At 41.6% G+C, this 19,129-nt stretch carries 19 protein-coding genes and 1 pseudogene; 8 read left to right on the top strand and 12 right to left on the bottom strand.

The features are described 5' to 3' along the window. The first annotated feature begins 17 nt into the window (after positions 1 to 17). From ACTWP7_RS12900 to ACTWP7_RS12890, 3 genes are all read left to right on the top strand, one after another. A complete protein-coding gene (locus ACTWP7_RS12900) occupies positions 18 to 233 on the top strand; it encodes a spore coat protein (protein WP_443123524.1) in 216 nt (71 codons plus the stop codon). A 160-nt stretch (positions 234 to 393) separates the two neighbouring features. Next, entirely contained in the window at positions 394 to 873 is a 480-nt protein-coding gene (locus ACTWP7_RS12895) for a spore coat protein (protein ID WP_443123523.1), read from the top strand. Between the two features lie 27 nt (positions 874 to 900). Beyond that, positions 901 to 1,329, top strand: coding sequence for a spore coat protein (locus ACTWP7_RS12890; protein ID WP_443123522.1), 429 nt, complete (start codon positions 901 to 903; stop codon positions 1,327 to 1,329). A gap of 329 nt (positions 1,330 to 1,658) precedes the next feature. On the opposite strand, the gene ACTWP7_RS12885 is transcribed toward ACTWP7_RS12890, so the two are convergent. The 5 genes from ACTWP7_RS12885 to ACTWP7_RS12865 all read right to left on the bottom strand — a co-directional run bounded on the left by ACTWP7_RS12885 (position 1,659) and on the right by ACTWP7_RS12865 (position 6,699). Continuing rightward, complete coding sequence (locus ACTWP7_RS12885; protein ID WP_443123521.1) at positions 1,659 to 3,134, bottom strand: protein adenylyltransferase SelO; 1,476 nt, start codon at positions 3,132 to 3,134, stop codon at positions 1,659 to 1,661. Between the two features lie 228 nt (positions 3,135 to 3,362). Further along, positions 3,363 to 3,614 (bottom strand): GlsB/YeaQ/YmgE family stress response membrane protein, encoded by a 252-nt coding sequence (locus ACTWP7_RS12880; protein ID WP_443123520.1) that lies wholly within the window; start codon positions 3,612 to 3,614, stop codon positions 3,363 to 3,365. A 110-nt stretch (positions 3,615 to 3,724) separates the two neighbouring features. Further along, positions 3,725 to 4,447, bottom strand: coding sequence for an exonuclease domain-containing protein (locus tag ACTWP7_RS12875; RefSeq protein ID WP_443123519.1), 723 nt, complete (start codon positions 4,445 to 4,447; stop codon positions 3,725 to 3,727). Beyond that, positions 4,444 to 5,412: a DUF294 nucleotidyltransferase-like domain-containing protein gene (locus tag ACTWP7_RS12870; protein WP_443123518.1), complete on the bottom strand. Its 969-nt coding sequence runs from the start codon at positions 5,410 to 5,412 to the stop codon at positions 4,444 to 4,446. The genes ACTWP7_RS12875 and ACTWP7_RS12870 overlap by 4 nt, the downstream gene beginning before the upstream one ends. Before the next feature lie 24 nt (positions 5,413 to 5,436). Continuing rightward, entirely contained in the window at positions 5,437 to 6,699 is a 1,263-nt protein-coding gene (locus ACTWP7_RS12865) for an ammonium transporter (RefSeq protein ID WP_443123517.1), read from the bottom strand. A gap of 492 nt (positions 6,700 to 7,191) precedes the next feature. Between ACTWP7_RS12865 and ACTWP7_RS12860 the strand changes: the two genes are divergently transcribed. Both ACTWP7_RS12860 and ACTWP7_RS12855 read left to right on the top strand, forming a co-directional pair. Next, complete coding sequence (locus tag ACTWP7_RS12860) at positions 7,192 to 7,890, top strand: DUF421 domain-containing protein (RefSeq protein WP_443123516.1); 699 nt, start codon at positions 7,192 to 7,194, stop codon at positions 7,888 to 7,890. A gap of 110 nt (positions 7,891 to 8,000) precedes the next feature. Beyond that, on the top strand, positions 8,001 to 8,435 hold the full coding sequence (locus ACTWP7_RS12855; protein WP_443123515.1) for a YndM family protein: 435 nt from the start codon (positions 8,001 to 8,003) through the stop codon (positions 8,433 to 8,435). Between the two features lie 66 nt (positions 8,436 to 8,501). Here ACTWP7_RS12855 and ACTWP7_RS12850 read toward each other — a convergent pair. Both ACTWP7_RS12850 and ACTWP7_RS12845 read right to left on the bottom strand, forming a co-directional pair. Further along, positions 8,502 to 8,846, bottom strand: a pseudogene (locus tag ACTWP7_RS12850) (sortase); the annotation flags it as partial. Next, entirely contained in the window at positions 8,764 to 9,261 is a 498-nt protein-coding gene (locus tag ACTWP7_RS12845) for a processed acidic surface protein (protein ID WP_443123600.1), read from the bottom strand. The pseudogene ACTWP7_RS12850 and the gene ACTWP7_RS12845, both read right to left, overlap by 83 nt. 644 nt (positions 9,262 to 9,905) lie before the next feature. On the opposite strand from ACTWP7_RS12845, the gene ACTWP7_RS12840 reads away from it, so the two are divergent. Together ACTWP7_RS12840 and ACTWP7_RS12835 are read left to right on the top strand one after the other, a co-directional pair. Further along, a complete protein-coding gene (locus ACTWP7_RS12840) occupies positions 9,906 to 11,420 on the top strand; it encodes a glycine betaine uptake BCCT transporter (RefSeq protein WP_443123514.1) in 1,515 nt (504 codons plus the stop codon). A gap of 208 nt (positions 11,421 to 11,628) precedes the next feature. After that, positions 11,629 to 12,327 carry a class I SAM-dependent methyltransferase gene (locus ACTWP7_RS12835; protein ID WP_443123513.1) on the top strand — a complete coding sequence of 233 codons (699 nt, stop codon included), beginning with the start codon at positions 11,629 to 11,631 and terminating at the stop codon, positions 12,325 to 12,327. Between the two features lie 65 nt (positions 12,328 to 12,392). On the opposite strand, the gene ACTWP7_RS12830 is transcribed toward ACTWP7_RS12835, so the two are convergent. Together ACTWP7_RS12830 and ACTWP7_RS12825 are read right to left on the bottom strand one after the other, a co-directional pair. Further along, positions 12,393 to 12,659 (bottom strand): stage VI sporulation protein F, encoded by a 267-nt coding sequence (locus ACTWP7_RS12830; protein ID WP_051005583.1) that lies wholly within the window; start codon positions 12,657 to 12,659, stop codon positions 12,393 to 12,395. Positions 12,660 to 12,732: 73 nt separating this feature from the next. Then, positions 12,733 to 13,587 (bottom strand): DUF2268 domain-containing protein, encoded by an 855-nt coding sequence (locus ACTWP7_RS12825; protein WP_443123512.1) that lies wholly within the window; start codon positions 13,585 to 13,587, stop codon positions 12,733 to 12,735. Between the two features lie 165 nt (positions 13,588 to 13,752). On the opposite strand from ACTWP7_RS12825, the gene ACTWP7_RS12820 reads away from it, so the two are divergent. Further along, positions 13,753 to 13,998: a hypothetical protein gene (locus tag ACTWP7_RS12820; RefSeq protein WP_443123511.1), complete on the top strand. Its 246-nt coding sequence runs from the start codon at positions 13,753 to 13,755 to the stop codon at positions 13,996 to 13,998. A gap of 438 nt (positions 13,999 to 14,436) precedes the next feature. On the opposite strand, the gene ACTWP7_RS12815 is transcribed toward ACTWP7_RS12820, so the two are convergent. The 3 genes from ACTWP7_RS12815 to ACTWP7_RS12805 form a co-directional block, all read right to left on the bottom strand. Beyond that, a complete protein-coding gene (locus tag ACTWP7_RS12815) occupies positions 14,437 to 15,996 on the bottom strand; it encodes a BCCT family transporter (protein WP_443123510.1) in 1,560 nt (519 codons plus the stop codon). Between the two features lie 183 nt (positions 15,997 to 16,179). Next, positions 16,180 to 17,622 (bottom strand): FAD-binding oxidoreductase, encoded by a 1,443-nt coding sequence (locus ACTWP7_RS12810; RefSeq protein ID WP_443123509.1) that lies wholly within the window; start codon positions 17,620 to 17,622, stop codon positions 16,180 to 16,182. A gap of 44 nt (positions 17,623 to 17,666) precedes the next feature. Next, the gene (locus tag ACTWP7_RS12805; RefSeq protein WP_443123508.1) at positions 17,667 to 19,109 is read right to left on the bottom strand and encodes an FGGY-family carbohydrate kinase; all 1,443 of its coding nucleotides are present in this window, start codon (positions 19,107 to 19,109) and stop codon (positions 17,667 to 17,669) included. Positions 19,110 to 19,129 lie beyond the last annotated feature (20 nt).

The raw sequence follows: 19,129 nt of genomic DNA, 5'->3' as shown, positions 1-19,129 counted from the left end.
TAGGAGGGCTATTTACTATGAGTGAAGATTCTTCAAAAAAGCATTCAAAACCAATTCCCAATTCGGTTCTAGACCTATTAATTAGTGATATTTTCAAAAAGAATGGCGTCAATGAGAATAAAATAAAGGAAAAACTCTCAGACGAACAAAAGAAGCGTATTAAAGACATGGTGGATGATCTCAGCAGTCAGGTAGATACATTGATAGACTCTAACAAAAAGGATAAACAATAATAGTTTATAAAATATCCCAAGATAGCTGCCGAAATGGCAGCTTTTTCTATGAAATATTCTAAATCAATTGAAAATGGTTACTTTAATCAGCCAAATAGCACACTCCATCTCTCCATAGAAATAATACTATATATCATACCAAGAAAGGGAGTGTTAAATAATGAACAAGAAATACAGTTATGACCATAACTATTACCATGGAGATCACCATCATGGAAACTACTATCACGGAAAACATGAAAAAGATTGCAGAGATGATCATGATGCGGCAATTATACTTGAGGATGGTACTCAAGTTTCTTTAAATGACCAGGAATCTGACGAACTGATTTGGATTAGAAATTCATGCAATGTGAATGTCCACACCACAGATACCCAAGCAGCTATTTCTCTTCAAGTCGGTCTCCAATTAGCTATTGCTCTAGTAATCAGTATCACTATTGGGGATTCTGATAAGGGCAAGGCAATCGCTCAAGAAATCGTTCAGAAGTTCGATTCTGAACAAACAAACTATCAAAAAATCTTCGTTGATAACTCAAAAGATGTAGATATAACTACCACAGATACTGATTTGACGGTAAATATTCAAGCTTTGCTTCAAGTACTTGTAACTTTAGTCGCTGAGTTAGATGTATTTTAATTAAATATTTAAAAGAGGTGAAAAAACATGGAAGAAAAGAAATGGAGAGCACTAGACCATTATTGTGGTGCTAAAGACGATGGAGCCGATGAGATGCAGGACGCCGACCAAATTGTTAAAAATGAACAAAAATCCTATGAATGGATTATTGTAAAAGACTCCGAAGAAGTACACGTAAAAACTACTGATACTCAAGCGTCTGTTTCTCTGCAATTGGGAATCCAGGCTGCTATTGCCGCCGTAATCAGTATTACTATTGGCGACTCTGATCAAGGTAAGGCAGTAGCACAAGATATCAAACAATTTATTAAAACAAAACAAAGCAACAGACAGAAAACCATTATTGAACATTCCAAAAATGTAAAAGTAGTAACAACTGATACTGATTTAGCCGTAAACATTCAAGCGCTCCTTCAGGTACTTGTCGCCATCGTGGCTAAACTGGACGTACTATAATAGGCTGCCAGAATAGAAAGAGGACAAGAAACCAGCGTTTAATGTAAAAGAAAACTTAAAAAGTATTCTATTTCCCAATATCCTGACTTGCCTGAACTACGGAATAATCCGTAGTCACTTTCATAGTCAGAGGGACCATACGCAAGGCTTGCTGCCTGCCATTTTGGCAGGCAGTTTCAGTTTATTAAAAAATCAAGTTTTTATAAACTTGATTTAATCATGTATAAAAGAACTATTAAAACTTTTCTCATACTATTATCCGTCAAGCGTTAGCCACAAAAAGATCCTCCTCCTAATATGGAGAAGGATCTCTTTATATTTAAGAGCCTTCAGGTTCCGCAAAACGTACGATAAGGCCGGGAAGTTGGCTCCGGAGGCGCCGTATAGGCTTCCTGTTCACAGGAATGCGCATAAGGGTTGGAAAGAACCCCAAGGAGCTGCTCCAGCACGCTAAAGTCTTCTTCTTTCACTGCAGCTTCAATCGCTTCTTCTACCCGGTGGTTCCGGGGAATAATAGCAGGATTATTATTCTTCATCAACTGGTAGGAAGTGTCTTTTGATTCTTCCTGCCTGTCCAATCTATTGCGCCATTGTTCCAGCCACTTTTTAAATTCAGGAGCTTCAAATATAGATATATCTTCCAATCGGTCAAATGTAAGCGCCCGGAACGTATTGGTGAAGTCTGCTTTATATTCCTTCATCATACGAAGCAAGTCTTCTGCAAGTTCCTTGTCTTCTGTTTCTTGATTAAAAATACCAAGTTTTCTTCTCATGCCGTCCAGCCAGTTTGCCTCGTAAAGACTGGTGAAATGTGAAAGTTCGCGTTCAGCTATTTTTATCGCTTCATCCTGATTCTCATGAATCAAGGGGATCAGGGTTTCAGCAAATCGCACGAGATTCCAGCCCGCAATATCCGGTTGATTGCCATAAGCATATCTTCCTTGGATATCGATAGAACTGAACACGGTTGCCGGATCATAGGTGTTCATAAAGGCACAAGGACCGTAATCAATAGTTTCTCCACTAATCGCCATATTGTCTGTGTTCATGACTCCATGAATAAAACCGATCATCTGCCACTTAGCAATCAGCTTCGCCTGGCGTTCAATTACTTGTTGAAGCAGAGATAGATAGCGATTTTCATCCGATTCAATAGTTGGAAAATGTCTGTGCACAGTGTAATCAGCCAAAGCTCGTAAATCCTCCAACGTTCCCCATCTTGCTGCAAATTGGAAAGTTCCAACCCTCAGATGACTGCTGGCTACTCGAGTAAGAACCGCTCCCGGTTGTTCCGATTCCCGAATCACGGACTCACCCGTTGCAACGACAGCCAGACTGCGGTTCGTAGGAATACCAAGTGCATGCATAGCCTCACTTATTATATATTCCCGCAGCATCGGCCCCAGCGGTGCCCGCCCGTCACCTCCGCGAGAATAAGGGGTGCGGCCTGATCCTTTAAGTTGAATATCTACCCGTTCGTCCTGAGGGGTAATCTGCTCGCCTAGCAGTAAAGCCCTTCCATCACCCAGCATGGTGAAATGCCCGAACTGATGACCCGCATAAGCCTGAGCTAAAGGAAACGCACTATCGGGTACTATATTACCAGCTAGAACCTCTTTACCTTCCTCACTATGAAGCCACTCCGTGTTTAACCCCAAATAGTCAGCAAGTCTATCATTAGCAATTATTAAACGAGGGGCATGCGCAGGTTCCGGGTCAGAACTCTGAAAAAAAAGCTCTGGCAGACGCGCATAGCTATGGTCGAAGTTCCATCCAGTTTCTACTTTTTCTTTTCGCTGTGTCATCAACGCATCTCCTTTTTGATATACGTATTTATAAATATTCGATCAATGTTCAGGTCTCTATACCTGCTCCCAACAAACCGTATCTATTTAATGTTTGATTCTTGAAATTTATTATACCTGCTCGGCAGGCCTCTTTCCTTTTGAAAATGAAACCTTATTTTATTTTATACAATATTCTTCTGTATAAAAACAACTCAAGACTTTTTCGGCCTTGAGTTGTTTGATATATTATTTCTTTCGTGTATTTTTCATAACTAAGCTGACAATAAACACAAAGATTATGGCCCCTAATAAGGCAGGGATGATTGCTATTCCTGCTAAACTCGGTCCGATCGATCCTAGTAATTCGCCGCCGATCCATGCCCCTACAATTCCAGCAATAATGTTACCTATAATTCCAAGTGGCATATCACGGCCGATGATAGCTCCAGCAAGCCAGCCGATTAAACCTCCGACAATTAAATATAATATAATTCCCATATTGATTATCCTCCTTTACTCACTCTATGTGACTGTTTCCTGTATCATCTCCCCTCAAACTTAACTCATTTAAAAAAGCTCTGGCCTCAGCCAAAGCTTCCTTAAGGATCTTACTCTAAAGTCGCGAGATGTGCATAAACGTCTCCCAAATTTGTGTAACCCATTTGCTTGATGTCCTGAATACTTTCCACCCATAGCTTTGCTGTCGCCATTGCATCATCCAAAGCATGATGACGCTGGTCAATAGCAATGCCATAATGTTTGCAACATTCATCCAGACTGACCAGCTTTTTTTCCTGATGAGCAATTCTGGTTAAAAAAGTGGTATCTACAATGCGGTGCTGAAAATTTTTTCTTAAGGCGAGCCATGTGGCATGATTCATAAACTGCTTCTCGTGATTCGCATGATGGGCCACGAGTACATCACTCCTAATAAAAGAATAGAAGTCATGAAGTACGTCTCGAAGAGGTTCCGCATCTATCAGCATATCGCTGGTGATCCCAGTTAGATCTTCAATTTCTTTCGAAGGACCTGATTCGCTATAAACAAGGGAGTAAAATGTTTTTTCTTCCATAATGTTAGTCCCTTCTACTTTTACAGCGCCTATGGATAAAATTTCATCACCTTTGTAAGGATAAAACCCGGTCGTTTCCAAATCAAACACCACAACATTTAATTCATCAAACGGAACATCCAGGTCATCTTTATTTTTTAACTGCCGCTCCAGGTTTCTTATATAAGCTTCTTTAGAAGGGTCATTTCGATTTAAGGATGAAAAGCCGCTCCCCAGGCGACCTGAAACATCCTTTACAAATTGCATAAATGGATTCATAAGGAACTCTCTTCTTTAAGAATTAATTTGGATTTAGCAAACAGCTGCTGCCCCCGTTTAATCAAATGTTTGAGTTGCTGCTTATCTTGTTTCGACAATCGATCCAGCGGAAGTAAGTGAATTTTTTCATAGCTTTCCGCTTCTTTTTTATAGCGCAGACGAAACGTGAGCAGCTCCCGAAAGTCGTTCTCATAAGCTTCGATGAATGGGTAGGAGTAAGACAAAATTTCAAACCGGTCCAATGTAGGAGCAGCGGACACTCCTTTTTTCAAGGAGAGGATTCTCAAGGCATTCACATAGGGGAAATAAGCTGTTTCCTTCAAATGGATCTCCCCATTCATTCCCTGTCGCTGTTCCGGAAGCAGCTGCCCAAACACACCCACCCCTTTTTTGATAAACTCAAAGTTTTCGACCAACCGGGAATATAGCCGTGGACAATCTTCTAAGACTGAAAATGATTCGCGCTTCACTTTTAATAAAAATTCATCATTTCCATCTAACACTCGCGAATCAAAAAATATCGAAAAATTTCGCAACGATTGCCAACTGTCTTCATTAAGCCAATCATGAATCTGTTTTTTGTACGACTCAATTGATCGACACCACAAAGGATTCGAAGCCATCACGTTTCCTTCACATTTTTCATAACCCGCGATAGCTAAACCATGGCTGATTTCAGCGCCGAGGTTTAAAAAATACTCCTGGCATTGAGATGCGCCTTCAAAAATAATACCATGATCCTGATCACTCCAGACTGACTGCTCAGATCGTCCCGCACTACCCATTAGAAAAAACGCAAAAGGAGCAGGAGGCGGACCCTGCTCACTTTCGATCGTTTCTTTGGCAATTCGTAACGTCTGATACATTAACTGGTCATGAAAAGCATTTAATTGGCGATGATCGTCAACAACAGACCCCATGGTCTCTTCCCGCCATTGCCTGATTTCCTCATAAGTTTCAAACATAACGATCCATCCCTTTGTATATGTCTACGCTCCTGGATTCTTTTCCGGAGAATTAAAGTTTTCTGGATAGCCATAGCCTCCATGCTCACTCAAATCAAGACCCATAATCTCTTCTTCTTCTGTTACTCGAAGACCTCCCATGGCTTTATCCATAACTTTTAGGATGATGTACGAAACAACAAAAGCATATAATCCACTGCTGACAACACCTAAAATCTGAACACCAAGCTGTTCAAAACCACCACCATAAAATAAACCTGGACGGCCGACTGTAGCTAGTTCCGGTGTGGCGAACAATCCGTTCGAAAGTGTTCCCCATATCCCAACCGTCCCGTGGACAGATAAAGCAAAGATCGGGTCATCAATTCTCTTCTTATCAAAGAATCTCATACTGAAGAATACAAAAGCTCCCCCGACAAGCCCAATGATGACAGCAGCCCATGGTTCAACGAATGCACAAGAGGCAGTAATGGCAACTAGACCCGCAAGCGCACCATTTAGCGTGGTAGGTACATCCGCTTTACCGGTTACAGCCCAAACCATCAGCATAGCACCGATTGCCCCTGCACCTGCAGCAAGCTGTGTATTCAACGCTACATAACCAAAGAAAGCATCAGCTACACCAAACGTACTACCCGCATTAAATCCGAACCAGCCTACCCATAAAATAAGTACACCTAACGCTGTAAATACCTGGTTATGTCCGGCAATCTCGTTAGAAGATCCATCTTTATTATATTTACCAATACGTGGTTTCAAAATCATCGTAGCAGCAAGGGCAGCCGCTGCACCAGTTAAGTGTACGACGGTCGACCCAGCAAAATCCTGTTTACCATGGCCGGCCAACCAGCCTCCACCCCAGATCCAGTGGGCGATCACAGGATAAATAACAATAGAAAATAAAATAGCAAATATCACATAAGCCACTAGCTTCGCACGTTCCGCAAAACCACCAAATGCGATCGTCATGGCAATAGCTGCAAACGCAAGCTGGAACATAAAGTCAACGGAACCCGCAAGTCCCTCTCCCATTGTAGTCGCATCACCATAAAAGAAATTAGAAAATCCAATAAATGCATTTCCTTCTCCGTAAATTAAGCCATACCCTACTGCCCAGAACACCAGGGATACAATTCCTATCGTAAACACTGTTTTCCCCGCAATATGACCCGCGTTCTTCATTCGTGTGGAGCCTGCTTCAAGTAAAATAAATCCACCCTGCATCAACAAAACCAGAACCGTACAAACGACAATCCATAAGTTGTTCATTAAAAAAGTTGCATCCATATAATAGCCATCCCCTTCTATGTGATATTTTCTAACATCTGATGTTATATTACACTTTACCAAATTCTAAATATTAAAACAACTCTTATGTTAAGAAAGTTCACATAAATATGTATCTTCCTATTTATAAAGCGTTTCCATCTTCGCAACCTGCCAAAAAACTTTACTTTGTTCTTTTTTTTGCACCTAAAATTGGCTTTCCTCATCTGATTAGATGATCTCCCCCACGATAAGTGAACGGCTGTTACTCCTTACCATTAAGCCAGGGCCATACATCTTTAACCGCTAAATCCTGATTATCTCAATTAAAACCAAACCATCAGGTCGAAACTTGGCGGTTTAGCTTTTTGCTTTAAGAACGTCTTCGTATAACCCATAGGTTGTTAGGAAATATCTAGAGAGAAAGTTAACAACAGCTATTGCATCCGTAAATCAGTCCTGGAAGCGTTTAGAAATACCACAAAAAGAAAAGCAACAGAAAGGATCTCCATCATGGATGTTATTGAATTACTGTTAAGACTGGCACTCGCTTTTACTGTTCTTTTAGTTTTAACAAGAATAATGGGAAGAAAAGAAATCTCTCAACTCACGTTTTTTAATTTCGTTTCCGCTATTTCCATAGGTACCATTGGAGGGTCACTTGCCATTGATGCTTCCTTGAGCGTTCGGAATGGATTGATTGCATTAGTAAGCTGGGCTGTCTTTACTGTTTTTTTAGGGTATTTGGATATTAAATCAAAGGATGTCCGCTCTTTTATTGACGGCCAGCCCATCATCGTTGTGAAACAGGGGAAATTGCTTGAGGATGAGCTACGCAAAGCACGACTTGACCTGGATTCCCTGAACGTATTACTTCGAAAGAAAAATGTGTTTTCTTTAAATGAAGTAAGTTATGCTATTTTCGAAACCGATGGAACCCTGTCTGTTATGAAAAAAACAGGAGACCAGCCATTTACCAAAAAAGACGGAAATGTCGTTTCAAACAGCCCTGCAGTTCACCCCATCCCTACCACTGTCGTTTCGGATGGAAAAATAAACGATGCTAATTTACAAAGCTTAAATCTGGATCAGAAGTGGCTCCACCACCAGCTTAAATCAGCCGGTGTACCGTCCATTTCCGATGTCTTTTACGCAGAAGTTCAAAAAGATGGAAGCTTATATATTGATAAGAGGAACGATACGATTCACTAAATACACACCTGCTTAACACTGTATTCTTCGATACATTTGTAAATTAACTGTAAATATGGTATAGAGCGAATGGTCTTGAAGGAAGCTATAGACGCAGGAGGTGATTATTCATGGAACACTTGAAATTAATCGCTATGAAGTTTTTGTTCACTTTCCCCATCCTTCTTATTATTTTAGGAGGCGGATTTGACGTATCCTTTGGGAATGTGTTCTTAATCTCGTTGGTTTTAACGGGGGTTTCTTATGCTGTAGGCGACTTATTAATCCTGTCCCGATCCAGTAATACCACAGCTACGATTTCAGACTTTGTATTCACATTTCTGGTGGTTTACTTGATGACGGATGCACTCACTGTTGGAAATAATGTGTTTTCAGCTACACTAATATCGACTATATCACTCACTATTTTTGAATACTTCTTCCACCAGTCTATTGCGCGTAACTTGGATGGTGAGGAAGCAGGTACAGAGAAGATGAGCCCCGCCCCTCAATTAAGTACGGAAGCTTCTGAAGAGCTTTACCCTTATGAGGATGAGGATAAATAATGATTATTTATTATAAAAATTCCCTGACTCGCAAATAAGCAGAGCCGGGGATTTTTATATTCTTTATTATTTTGTTTTTTCGCCGCGTAAATCAGCAACCAGTATAAATCTTTGTGGAGGCGAAAATTGAAAAGGGTAACAGGTCGTCAACGTTAAGGTCGCCTTTGGTTTCGGCACGAGCACCGTTCGATCATCCTCACCCACAATTCGGACCTTCCGCACTTTATACGTGAATTCTCCTGCTAATGTAGTTAAGACCAGCAGATCATTTATTCCAATTTCTCCGAGCTCAAGAAAAACCGTGTCACGGTGGCCGGATAATATACTGTTATCCGCTTTCCCTGGGAGTACACTCCCAGCAAAATGCCCGACACCTTTTTCCAGTTCTTTGCCATGATAAATGGGCAATGAGGGAAGAGATAGAAACCGGCTCTTTTTCTGCGCCATCAGCTAAATAGAAAGATACATCCAATTGAAATATTTTCGTTATCTGCGTAAAGATATCCAGTAATTCAGCTACTTGTTCCGCAGAAAGTTCGGTAGCAACCTCAAAATTTTCAAAAGCCATCATGCGCTCCGAAAGATTTTCTAATTTTTCTAACAAAGACGGATCTTCAAAATCAATTTCCATAAAATGCTCCGCCAATCGTTCCATCTCTTCCTCAGTTAGCCCTATATCATGGAATTGCCCATCCATATAACTATCGTCCACTTCTTCACCATACAGATAATACCATACTGCAGAACCTAAGTCCTCTATATACTCATAGTTATCAATGGAATCTTCATTTTGTTCAAGCAGTACAATAAGCTCCTCATACGACATTTCATAACTCTCTGCCAGCTGATTCATGGTCTCATCTGTTAAGGGGGTCATTGAATAAAAGTAGAGATTCGTGGCAAGGTCATCATAGAACGTATAACCCCCGAGAACGCTCTCCCCTTCTTCCAATTCTCCAATCTCCATTAGTACTTCGACCGTTTCTTCAAGCGTCCACCCGTATTCTTCCAGAAACTCCTGTAAATTATCCTCCGTCAACGGTTCACCCAAAATTCTTTCAGGCCCTCCATATCCTCAAAATCTGCTATCCGAATCTCATAAAAATCTAAGTATTCCACTAAATCTTCTTACGTCCAGCCTAATTCCTTAAGATAATGTTCTAATTCACCTGATGAGGGAGCGGCACTCCCGGCAGAGGGGACAAAACTAAGAAAAACCGACAAGAACAACCAAAAACAAACCTTTCACCTATCTTCCTCCTACTATTAAATTGTTAAATACTAGAATACTATAAGACTATTTTCGCAGGAAAGGCACATTTATTTTTGGGAGAGGTTCATTCATTTAACCTATAAAGATTATTTATAAGAACCTTATCTGTTTACATTCCCACCTTGCGGGTATAGAAATTACATAATATTGAATTCTTCCTATTATTTGCTTAGGTTGAATTCCGAAAGGAGAGTCTAATGAAAAGATTAACATCCGTATTTTGGATTACGCTGGCCATTACATTATTTGCATCAGCCTGGGGGGCATTGGCTCCTAAAAATTTCGAAACGATCTCAGCGAATGTGAAGAACTACATATCCATTCACTTCGGGTGGTATTATCTATTAATTGTATCTTTGTTTGTAATTGTCTGTATTTATTTGATTTTCAGTCCTTACGGCAAGATCAAACTCGGAAAACCTGATGATAAACCCGATTACAGCTACTCTACATGGTTTGCCATGTTATTCAGTGCAGGCATGGGAATTGGACTTGTCTTCTACGGCGCCGCCTCCCCGGTATCCCACTTTATTAAAACTCCTCCCCTTGCTGAACCAGGAACCACGGAAGCAATCAGGGATTCTATGCGCATTACCTTTTTCCATTACGGGGTTCATGCATGGGCCATTTATGCTATTGTCGCTTTAATCCTGGCCTATTTTAAATTCCGACACGGAAAACCCGGCTTGATCAGTGCCACGTTAGAGCCTATTTTTGGAGATAAAATGAAAGGGGCTTGGGGTAAAGTCATTGATGTAATCGCTGTATTTGCCACTATTGTAGGGGTAGCCACAACGCTTGGTTTTGGTGCAGCCCAAATCAATGGAGGGTTTACCTACTTGCTGGATATCGAAAAACAATTCTGGGTCCAGCTCCTCATTATTATAGTCGTTACAGCTTTATTTATGGTGTCAGCCTATACTGGGCTGAGTAAAGGAATTAAGTACTTGAGTAACGCGAACATGGGTCTTGCGGCTATTTTATTTATCACCATGCTGATTATTGGACCCACTGTATATATAGCCAATACCTTCACGGATACGCTTGGTTCCTACATTCAAACCCTTGCTACCGAGAGTTTACGGATGAACCCGAACAGTGAGGAAGAAAAACAATGGGTTATGGATTGGACCGTATTCTTCTGGGCCTGGTGGATCGCCTGGTCTCCATTTGTAGGTATTTTTATCGCACGTGTATCGAAAGGACGCTCCATAAGAGAATTTCTTTCCGGTGTTCTTCTAGTGCCTTCTGTGGTCAGTTTCCTATGGATGACTGCCTTTGGAGCAACCGGTATTCAAACCCAGCAAAACGGTGCCGACATCGCCAGTCTTCCAGATGAACAGGCTTTATTTGGAGTATTTGATCAATTTCCTTTGAGCGTGTTTCTGTCCATTATAGCAATGATGCTGATTGGAACTTTCTTCATTACTTCCGCAGACTCCGCTACCTTTGTTCTAGGGATGCAGACGACCAATGGATCGCTCAATCCCCCGAAAACAGTAAAGTTTATTTGGGGAATTGCACAGTCCACTATAGCCGCTGTACTTTTATATACAGGAGGTCTGACTGCCTTGCAGAATGCCTTGATTTCAGCTGCATTCCCGTTTTCATTTATCATGCTGCTCATGGTGTTCTCCCTGTTTAAAGCCTTGAAAGCAGATAGGCAGGCGCTTCAAAAAGATAAAGAAGAGCTGGAAAATAAATCGGCTTAATAAATGGCCATACAATAAACTTCTTCATGAAAGTGGCAAGGAAAATTTCTTTCAAAACACTCCCATTGTAATCATCTGGGAGAAATAAAGCAGTCCTCCGCAAACTTGGAGAGACTGCTTTTTTGCTAACCAAAATACACGATGCTCACTCGTTCCGCTCTTAATCATACACTGTTAACAACTCAAAGCGGAAGGAAGAAAAGTAATTATGGGCAATCGTTATCTTGATTTACTAGCTGAATTCGGAGTCGGAGGCGCCCACCCAGGTGGTTTTCCTTTAACCAAAGAAGTGTTGTCATCCTTACATCTGCCTCCCTCATCATCCGTATTAGACATCGGCTGCGGAACCGGTCAAACAGCCGAATATCTTTCCGATCACTTCAGTTGTAAAGTTACCGCTATAGACAATCATCCCGTTATGGTAAAAAAAGCATCCGAACGACTACATTTAAAAGCAGACGTTCGGTACGGAAGCGCAGAGGATCTCGAATTTGCGGACCTCACTTTTGATATGGTACTTACCGAATCCGTCCTTTCATTTACTGGAGCCGCTCATGAAACGCTCAAGGAAATTCACAGGGTTTTAAAAGAGAAAGGAACATTCTTATGTAACGAAATGACCGCAGCCAAACAATTATCTAAACAGCAACTCTCCTCCATTAAAAATTTGTATGGAATTGAAGAGGTTCTAACAGAAGAGGAATGGATACACAAACTGAAGGGAGCTGGATTTACGACCGTTTCCCGTGTCCCCGCCATTGAATCATTAGACGAAACCCAAGTTACAGACCTCCGCCCTTCACCAAATATCAGTGAAGATCTGTACGACCTTTGGGATGACCACCACTCTTTTTTTAAAGCTCATAAAGAGTCGATAAGCTACCGTATCTTTATCTGCGAAAAGTAATGTATGTATATGAAATAGAGACTCTTCAACCATGTCCATTATCGAAGAGTCTCTTTTCCTCTATATTATTTCTTCTTTTTCATCATTTTCTCTATCGATGACAGATCTTTCGGTACTTTTCCATCCAGAATCGCCTTCACAATCATATCTTCCTTCTGTTTGGAAACTCGGCGGTTTGCCAATGCGGACACTTTATTTACTACGTTTCGGACTGTTTTCTCATCTTTGAAATTCGCACCCTGCAGCGACCTCGCTAATTTAAAAACTTCATCCATTTTAACGCCGGTCTTTTTCTCAAATTTATCGAACAACAAGTAAACCTCCTTCGTCATTTCCTAGAATTCTTAAATATTCTATGAAAATGACACGAAGAACGTATCAGCAGTTGTCCCTGTTTACATGAATTCAATCACTCTCGGCCAATGGGAAAGAAGATCCTTTAACCAAATCATCGGCCTCAAGCTTCATCATCCGTGGAAGATTTTGGTCTGGATGGGCTTTGTGGTACGACTCGATAATTTTATAACCAATCTGATACCCAGACCATCTGGGAAGGCCTCTCTTTTTGTTTCCGTAAAGAAAATCCATTTGACTTTCACGCTCTCGGTTTGAAAGATTGCCCCTGAATTTGTCTATCCATAATTTACTTAGCTGCTTGTCAGTGTATTGATTCGTCCATGGTGATATATAATCTTTGCCATAGACCTCTTTAACAGCGTACTCTCCCAAACCTTCAATCACCAGGGTCTCGAGCAGTGTTACGTGCTCCATATCCACATTCTTTTCTGTTAAGCGGCAGACGTGGTTATATTCGTGAGCCAGAACTGCTTTCCAATCCTCTTCTTTTACTGGGTCTCCATAAAAAAGGTATAAACCTTCCTTGAACGCTACTCCCCCTTTATTTTCTTTGCTTTCCCTCAGGAAAGAACCACCCTCTTGGAAGGGATAAAGATACACAGGAACCTCCGGACCATTCCACATTTTTTTTAAATACAGGTATTCTTTTTCCAACTTTTCGTACAAACCTCCCTCTTTCCATTTCTTCACCAATTTCCCCGCTCTTCTCCAAGCATCCGGATTGAATAAACCATAGGTTAACAAAAGATATTGAATTTCTTCTTCTTGCAGTCCGTCGAAGGGATGTTGAGCAGGCTGACAAATCGTTTCTCTCTGGACGATATAGGGAGATTGAAACGGGGCCTTTCTTTTACATTTTTCATTAAAAGCTCCCAATGCACGTGAAGTGTCTACAATTCCCAATCCATACACCCTTTCTAATGATGTTCTCCTACATTCTATGACTTGAGGGCAAAAAACATTTTTCATTAAACTATGCAGAATATCTACATTCGTCTACGCAAAACTCGTCTGCAAACATATTCTATAATCATAGTCCTCTATGCAGGAAAGAAAGGAAGTGTTTACTTGTCTCAATCCAACATTTATGGTCTCTGCTGCCGTTATCATGGTAGAGATGTCCGTCTAACCGGTCGTGATGGTCGTGTTCATTACGGTAGAATTACCCGAGTGACTCGCAACCATGTGTGGCTGCGCCCATTCCCGGGTCCACGTGGATATGGTTTTTTCTTTTACGGAGGGTACGGGTTCGGTATTCCATTTGCAATCGGAGCTATTACTGGGGTCGCCCTGGCTTCAGCTTTCTTCTGGTAAAAAAATAAGAGCCGCTCTATCTAGAGTGGCTCTTACCTTTTTAATCTGTCGTACAATAGCTGCTTTTAAAATACATACAATGCCAAAAATATATCTAGTTTTTCTTTAAAATCAGCACAGTTTACACTAAATATATCTCTCTGACCCTTGGTTTTGATTTTATAGTTATGCTCCCATACTGTAAGACTATGTCCTGTAGTCTTACAGTATGGGAGTTTCTCCTTCTACCAGGAGCTTTCTCGCTCATTATCACTCCCTGCAGGAACTCCCTCTAGTTCTTTTTCTCATTGGAGTCTCGCCCCTCCACCCCAATCATTAATGAACAGAGGACCCTTCTGCAGGGAGCTCGGAAGGGAAGTATAACGCTAGGAAGCTCACAACTAGTTGAGTAAGCATCTTATAAACCATCAACAATAACATTTAATAGATCCCAGTCTTTTATGCTGAATTTCTTTGTTGATTCTTTTTTGAATGCCGGTCAAACTTTGCTGGATTTCTCATCACCACTATTAGCGATAATATACTGAGGATTCCTAAGAAAAGTGCTGGAAACCCTCCCAGGTAGGATAAGGTCATAATCCCATTGATACCGAGAGTCGAAATGAAAATAAGCGCTACAGCTCCAACGATCAGACCCCAGGTAATCTTAATAAAGATAGGGGCCTCTTGAGCACCTTCCGTTATCCCGGTAGCACTGATACTCGCCATCGCATTGGTTGTCGAGTCCGTTGCTGTTACGAAGGAAATCATTACGGCTAACAAATAGAGAACAATCAAAATGCCGGAAAACGGAATTTCACTTAAGACAGCATACCCGGCTGCTCCTGTTCCTTGAGCGTCGATAACAGCTGCGATATCTACTTTTCCTGTCATCTGGAAGTTGATAGCTGTTCCGCCTAGCACAGTCATCCAAATGACACTGAAGAGCCCAGGAATAACAAAGTTCATCATGATTACTTCTTTAACCGTATAACCATAGGCAATCCTCGCCAGAAAAACGGCTGTTACAGGAGCCCAAGCCATCCAGTTTGACCAATAAAAGGTGGTCCAGCCCGTAGCCCATGAATCCCCAGCGGCCTGACCTGTAAAGAGAGCTTTATCAAAGAATCCTGACAAGAAGCCTCCAAAACTCTCCGTTCCTAAACTGAACATATACACAGTCGGACCTAAAATAATGAGAGCAGCTAAAATCACATAATAAAGATAGATATTGAAGTCGGCTAGCACCCGGATTCCTTTCATAAGTCCAGTACTGGAAGAAACGATGAAGGCAATCGTTCCAATAATCGTAATTACAATCCATAGAGACTTATCATTATCAATACCAGTTAAGGAGTTAATGCCTCCCCCCATATTCATAACGGAAGTACCGAATGAAGATGAAATCGCAGCAGCAACCGCAAAAAGTATTACAGCATCAACGATGACGTTAATTTTATCCTGGTTATAGTTTCTTAAAGCCGGAGATATTTGTGCGCCTACACTAAAGGAACGTTTCATATTGTAGTAAGCAAACGCAAATACAATGGTCGGGACGGAATAGAAGGCATAGGGGATGAATGTCCAGTGAAGATACAATGTTTCCATTGCGAATAGCACAGCTTCAGGGGACATCGGTTCAATTCCCAGAGATTTAGGAGGAGAAGTCAAGTGAGAAATAGGCTCGGCGGTTCCCCAAAATAAAATACCTGCGGCAATCGTTGTCGTTAATGTAATCGCAAACCAGGTCCTCTTTTTCAACAGCGGCTTCGCATCTTCTCCTCCAATTCTTACGTTCCCAAGAGGTGAAAAGTAAGCAAAGATAATTAGAATGACACAAGCCACTCCCGCTAGACTGAAGACCCAGCCTACTTCTTGAGTCATAAAGTTCTGTGCTGCGGTCGTTACACGAAGAAACCAATCGTAATTAACAAAGTTCAGGATAATAGTAATTAAAAGCAATATAAACGCCGGAAAAAAGACCAGCGGCCGAATCATATTCTTCTTTAAATTGTTCATATTTTTCCTCCTTGATTTAATCAGTTGATCCTAAGTCTTCTATGTTCAGTAAACGTTTTCATTAATGGAGATTACTTATGTTAAAGAAGGATACCCTTCTTCTTTTCATCATGTAGGAAGGCAACGAGCCGCTATTTTTCACGCAGCTCGTCCTCCCAGCACTATTTTTAAACCGTGTATTTCTTAGTCTTCTTTAGGAAAAATTGTGCCTTTATTCATAATTCCATTAGGATCAAAGGCTTTCTTCAATGTTTCCAGGATGTAATAAGAAGAACCGTACTCATCTTTAATCCAAGGGGTCCGATGCTTTCCAACTCCATGATGGTGCACCATGGATCCGCCTGCTGCGATGGTTTCTTCTACAATAATCTTGTTAATTGGATAGTGATATTTTGTAATTTCTTCCTCTGGCTTAATATCTACAAGATCGTAGTAATAAACGAAATACATATTTGTTCCATTCATATAGCTGTGGGAAGAGTGTCCGCCAAGCATCGTGATATGAGGGATTTCCTCACGAACGCGCTTAATGCAGCGCTCATAAATATCGTTAATTACCCCCCAGGAGCCGGATACTTCTGTAGTAAAACCAATGTTGTCGGTTTCTTTAATCTGCTGACGTTCTTCTATAACCTTGGAAGGATCCCAGTTCAGATTCTCGAACCAGTTTTGGATTAAATTGCTTTCCACTCGTTCTCCTTCATTATATGGAGCAACTATATCTTCAATCGCCTTTCCGGTTGCTTCAACAATAGGCTTCGGTCCTTCCGCCATGAAGATTAAAACACACTTTCCTTTAGAGAACGTAAAATGATCCGCTGCATCCTCCGGGTCATACAAACGAGCGACAGAAGGACGATAGCCCTGAACCATGACCTCTCTTAAAATTTCGAAGCCTGTTTTCATATCGTCTAAAAGATAGCCATAGTACTGGTTATTTTCCGGCTGATATTGGAACACTTTCACCGTAACTTCTGTAATGTAGCAAAGGGCTCCTTCGTTACCAATGATGACATGGCGAATATCCGGCCCTGCCGCACGTCTTGGTACGTTCTTTATTTTCGTAATTTCACCGTTCGGGAACACGGCTTCGACGCCGATCACCATATCTTCAATACCGCCGTATAGAGTAGAAAGCTGACCGATACTTCTAGTTGCTACTAAACCACCCATTTGAGCAAGCGGCTTAGACTGCGGAGAATGCCCGGTTGTTAATCCTTGCTCGCGCAATTGATCTTCAAGCTCTTCCAAAGGTACTCCGCACTTAACCGTGGCCAGCATGTCGTAAGAATCAATGCTCACGATTTCATTCATAGCTGATCCATCAATCACAAGGGAGTTCTCCACTGCGGTTTCAAGCCCGCCTTCTGTAGCGGATCCGCCTGTTCTTGGCACCGCGTTAATGTTATTTTCATTCATATACTTTAGAAGCGAGGATACTTCCTGTTCATTTTTCACTTTCACGACGGCAGCCGGAAGCGGCTGTGTATAAACACCGTGAATCGTTTCATACTTTCTGAAACGGTCCACACTATTTTCCTTTAACACTTCCTCATCTGTAATCACTTGTTCCGCAGAAACAATGGACTGAACATCGCTGATAATTTGTTCTTTCGTTAACGTCATCATTAAAAACTCCTTTGCGTATTATTTATAAAAATTGAATGAGCTTATGATTCATGAAAAAGCTGGTAAGATTTCTTCAATAGTTCGTTTGTATGCGAGGTTATGTGCTGGTAAACCTCGTGATTCATTCGGGTATAAAACTGAAACTTATTCTCCTCTGGAAGGAACGTATCCTCCACTTGAACCATCTGTTCAATCGCCTCTTCATAAGTGGGATGTACTTCTAGAGCTACAGCCGTGTTAATCGCAGAACCCAGACTGGCCGAACCGTTAACTTTTGTCCGCTTGGCCGGGATCCCAAAAACGTTGGCAAATATCTGCATCATCAAATCCCCGTTAGAACCTCCGCCCGTAATGTAAAGACTACGAAGTGTCTTGTTAAGCTCTTCACTCATGGCATCCACATTGGTTTTCATTGTGAGGGCAATGCCTTCTAGAATGGAATGATACATATGAGCCCTGGTATGACGGCCATCAAAGCCAATCATCATCCCTTTTTTAAAGGGTTCGTCCGGCGGAGAAAGCCAATCCAGCACGGTCATTAAACCATCACTGCCAGCTGTTACATTCTCCGCAGCTTCTTTATTTAAGTATTCTTCGGGGGAGAAACCAAGCTCATCTGCTTTTTTCGTGAGCTCTTCTCCCAACAGATCCTTGAACCAGCTCACCGTCCACATCCCGCGACGTATGCCGCTGCATTCGTAAAGGTACTCATTGGGAACAGCTGCAAAGTTAGCAAAGTAATGTTCAGGGGAGTCAGGATTCTCGTGCCCATGAACCATACCCGCTATGTAAGTTCCAAGCGAAACAAGGGCAGCATCCTCCGAAATCATACCAGCCCCCAGAGCTTCCACCGCTTTATCATTCGCGGTTGCAACGACTGGCAGACCCAAAGGAATTCCTGTTGCCTCAGAAGCTTCCTTCGTAATGTGGCCAAGAGCCGTACCTGGATATTGAAGATCAAAGAGCATATCTCGTGGAATGTTATATTGTTCAAAAACCTCTTCGCTTTCACTCCAATCCCACGTATCTGTATCGATCGGCCACATCCCCTGGTAATTACCAGCTGAATCCTTGAGCTGCCTAGTCAGCCGATGTGTGATATATCCAGAAGAAGTAGTGACATAGGCAACCTCAGAATTGACATGTTCATAAGGCTTAGCCACTCGTTCGTCCATCCAGCTGAGCGCAGGGGAAGCAAGCGTTCCGTCCTTTTTGAGTAAACAGCGAACAAAGCGGATGGTGCAGAGACCAAGTCCAATTATATCTTCCTTGTTTCCTGAAAAATTGCTCATCGCTTCTTGACTTGCATCAATCAGGGAATCCCACAAATCATCCTCAGGATGCTCTACCACCCCAGGTTTTGGAAGATCCATAGGCTTTAGCGCTTTCTTTCCTTCACTGACAATTGTTCCTTGCAGGTCAAAGATCACTACTTTCGTACTCTGTGAACCGCCATCTACTCCGATTAAGTATTTATTATTCATTTTGTGCCACCTTCCCTTCG

Source organism: Halobacillus sp. B29 (assembly GCF_052246755.1).
Taxonomy (GTDB): Bacteria; Bacillota; Bacilli; order Bacillales; family Halobacillaceae; genus Halobacillus; species Halobacillus halophilus.
This window is presented reverse-complemented; position numbering and strand designations above follow the sequence as displayed.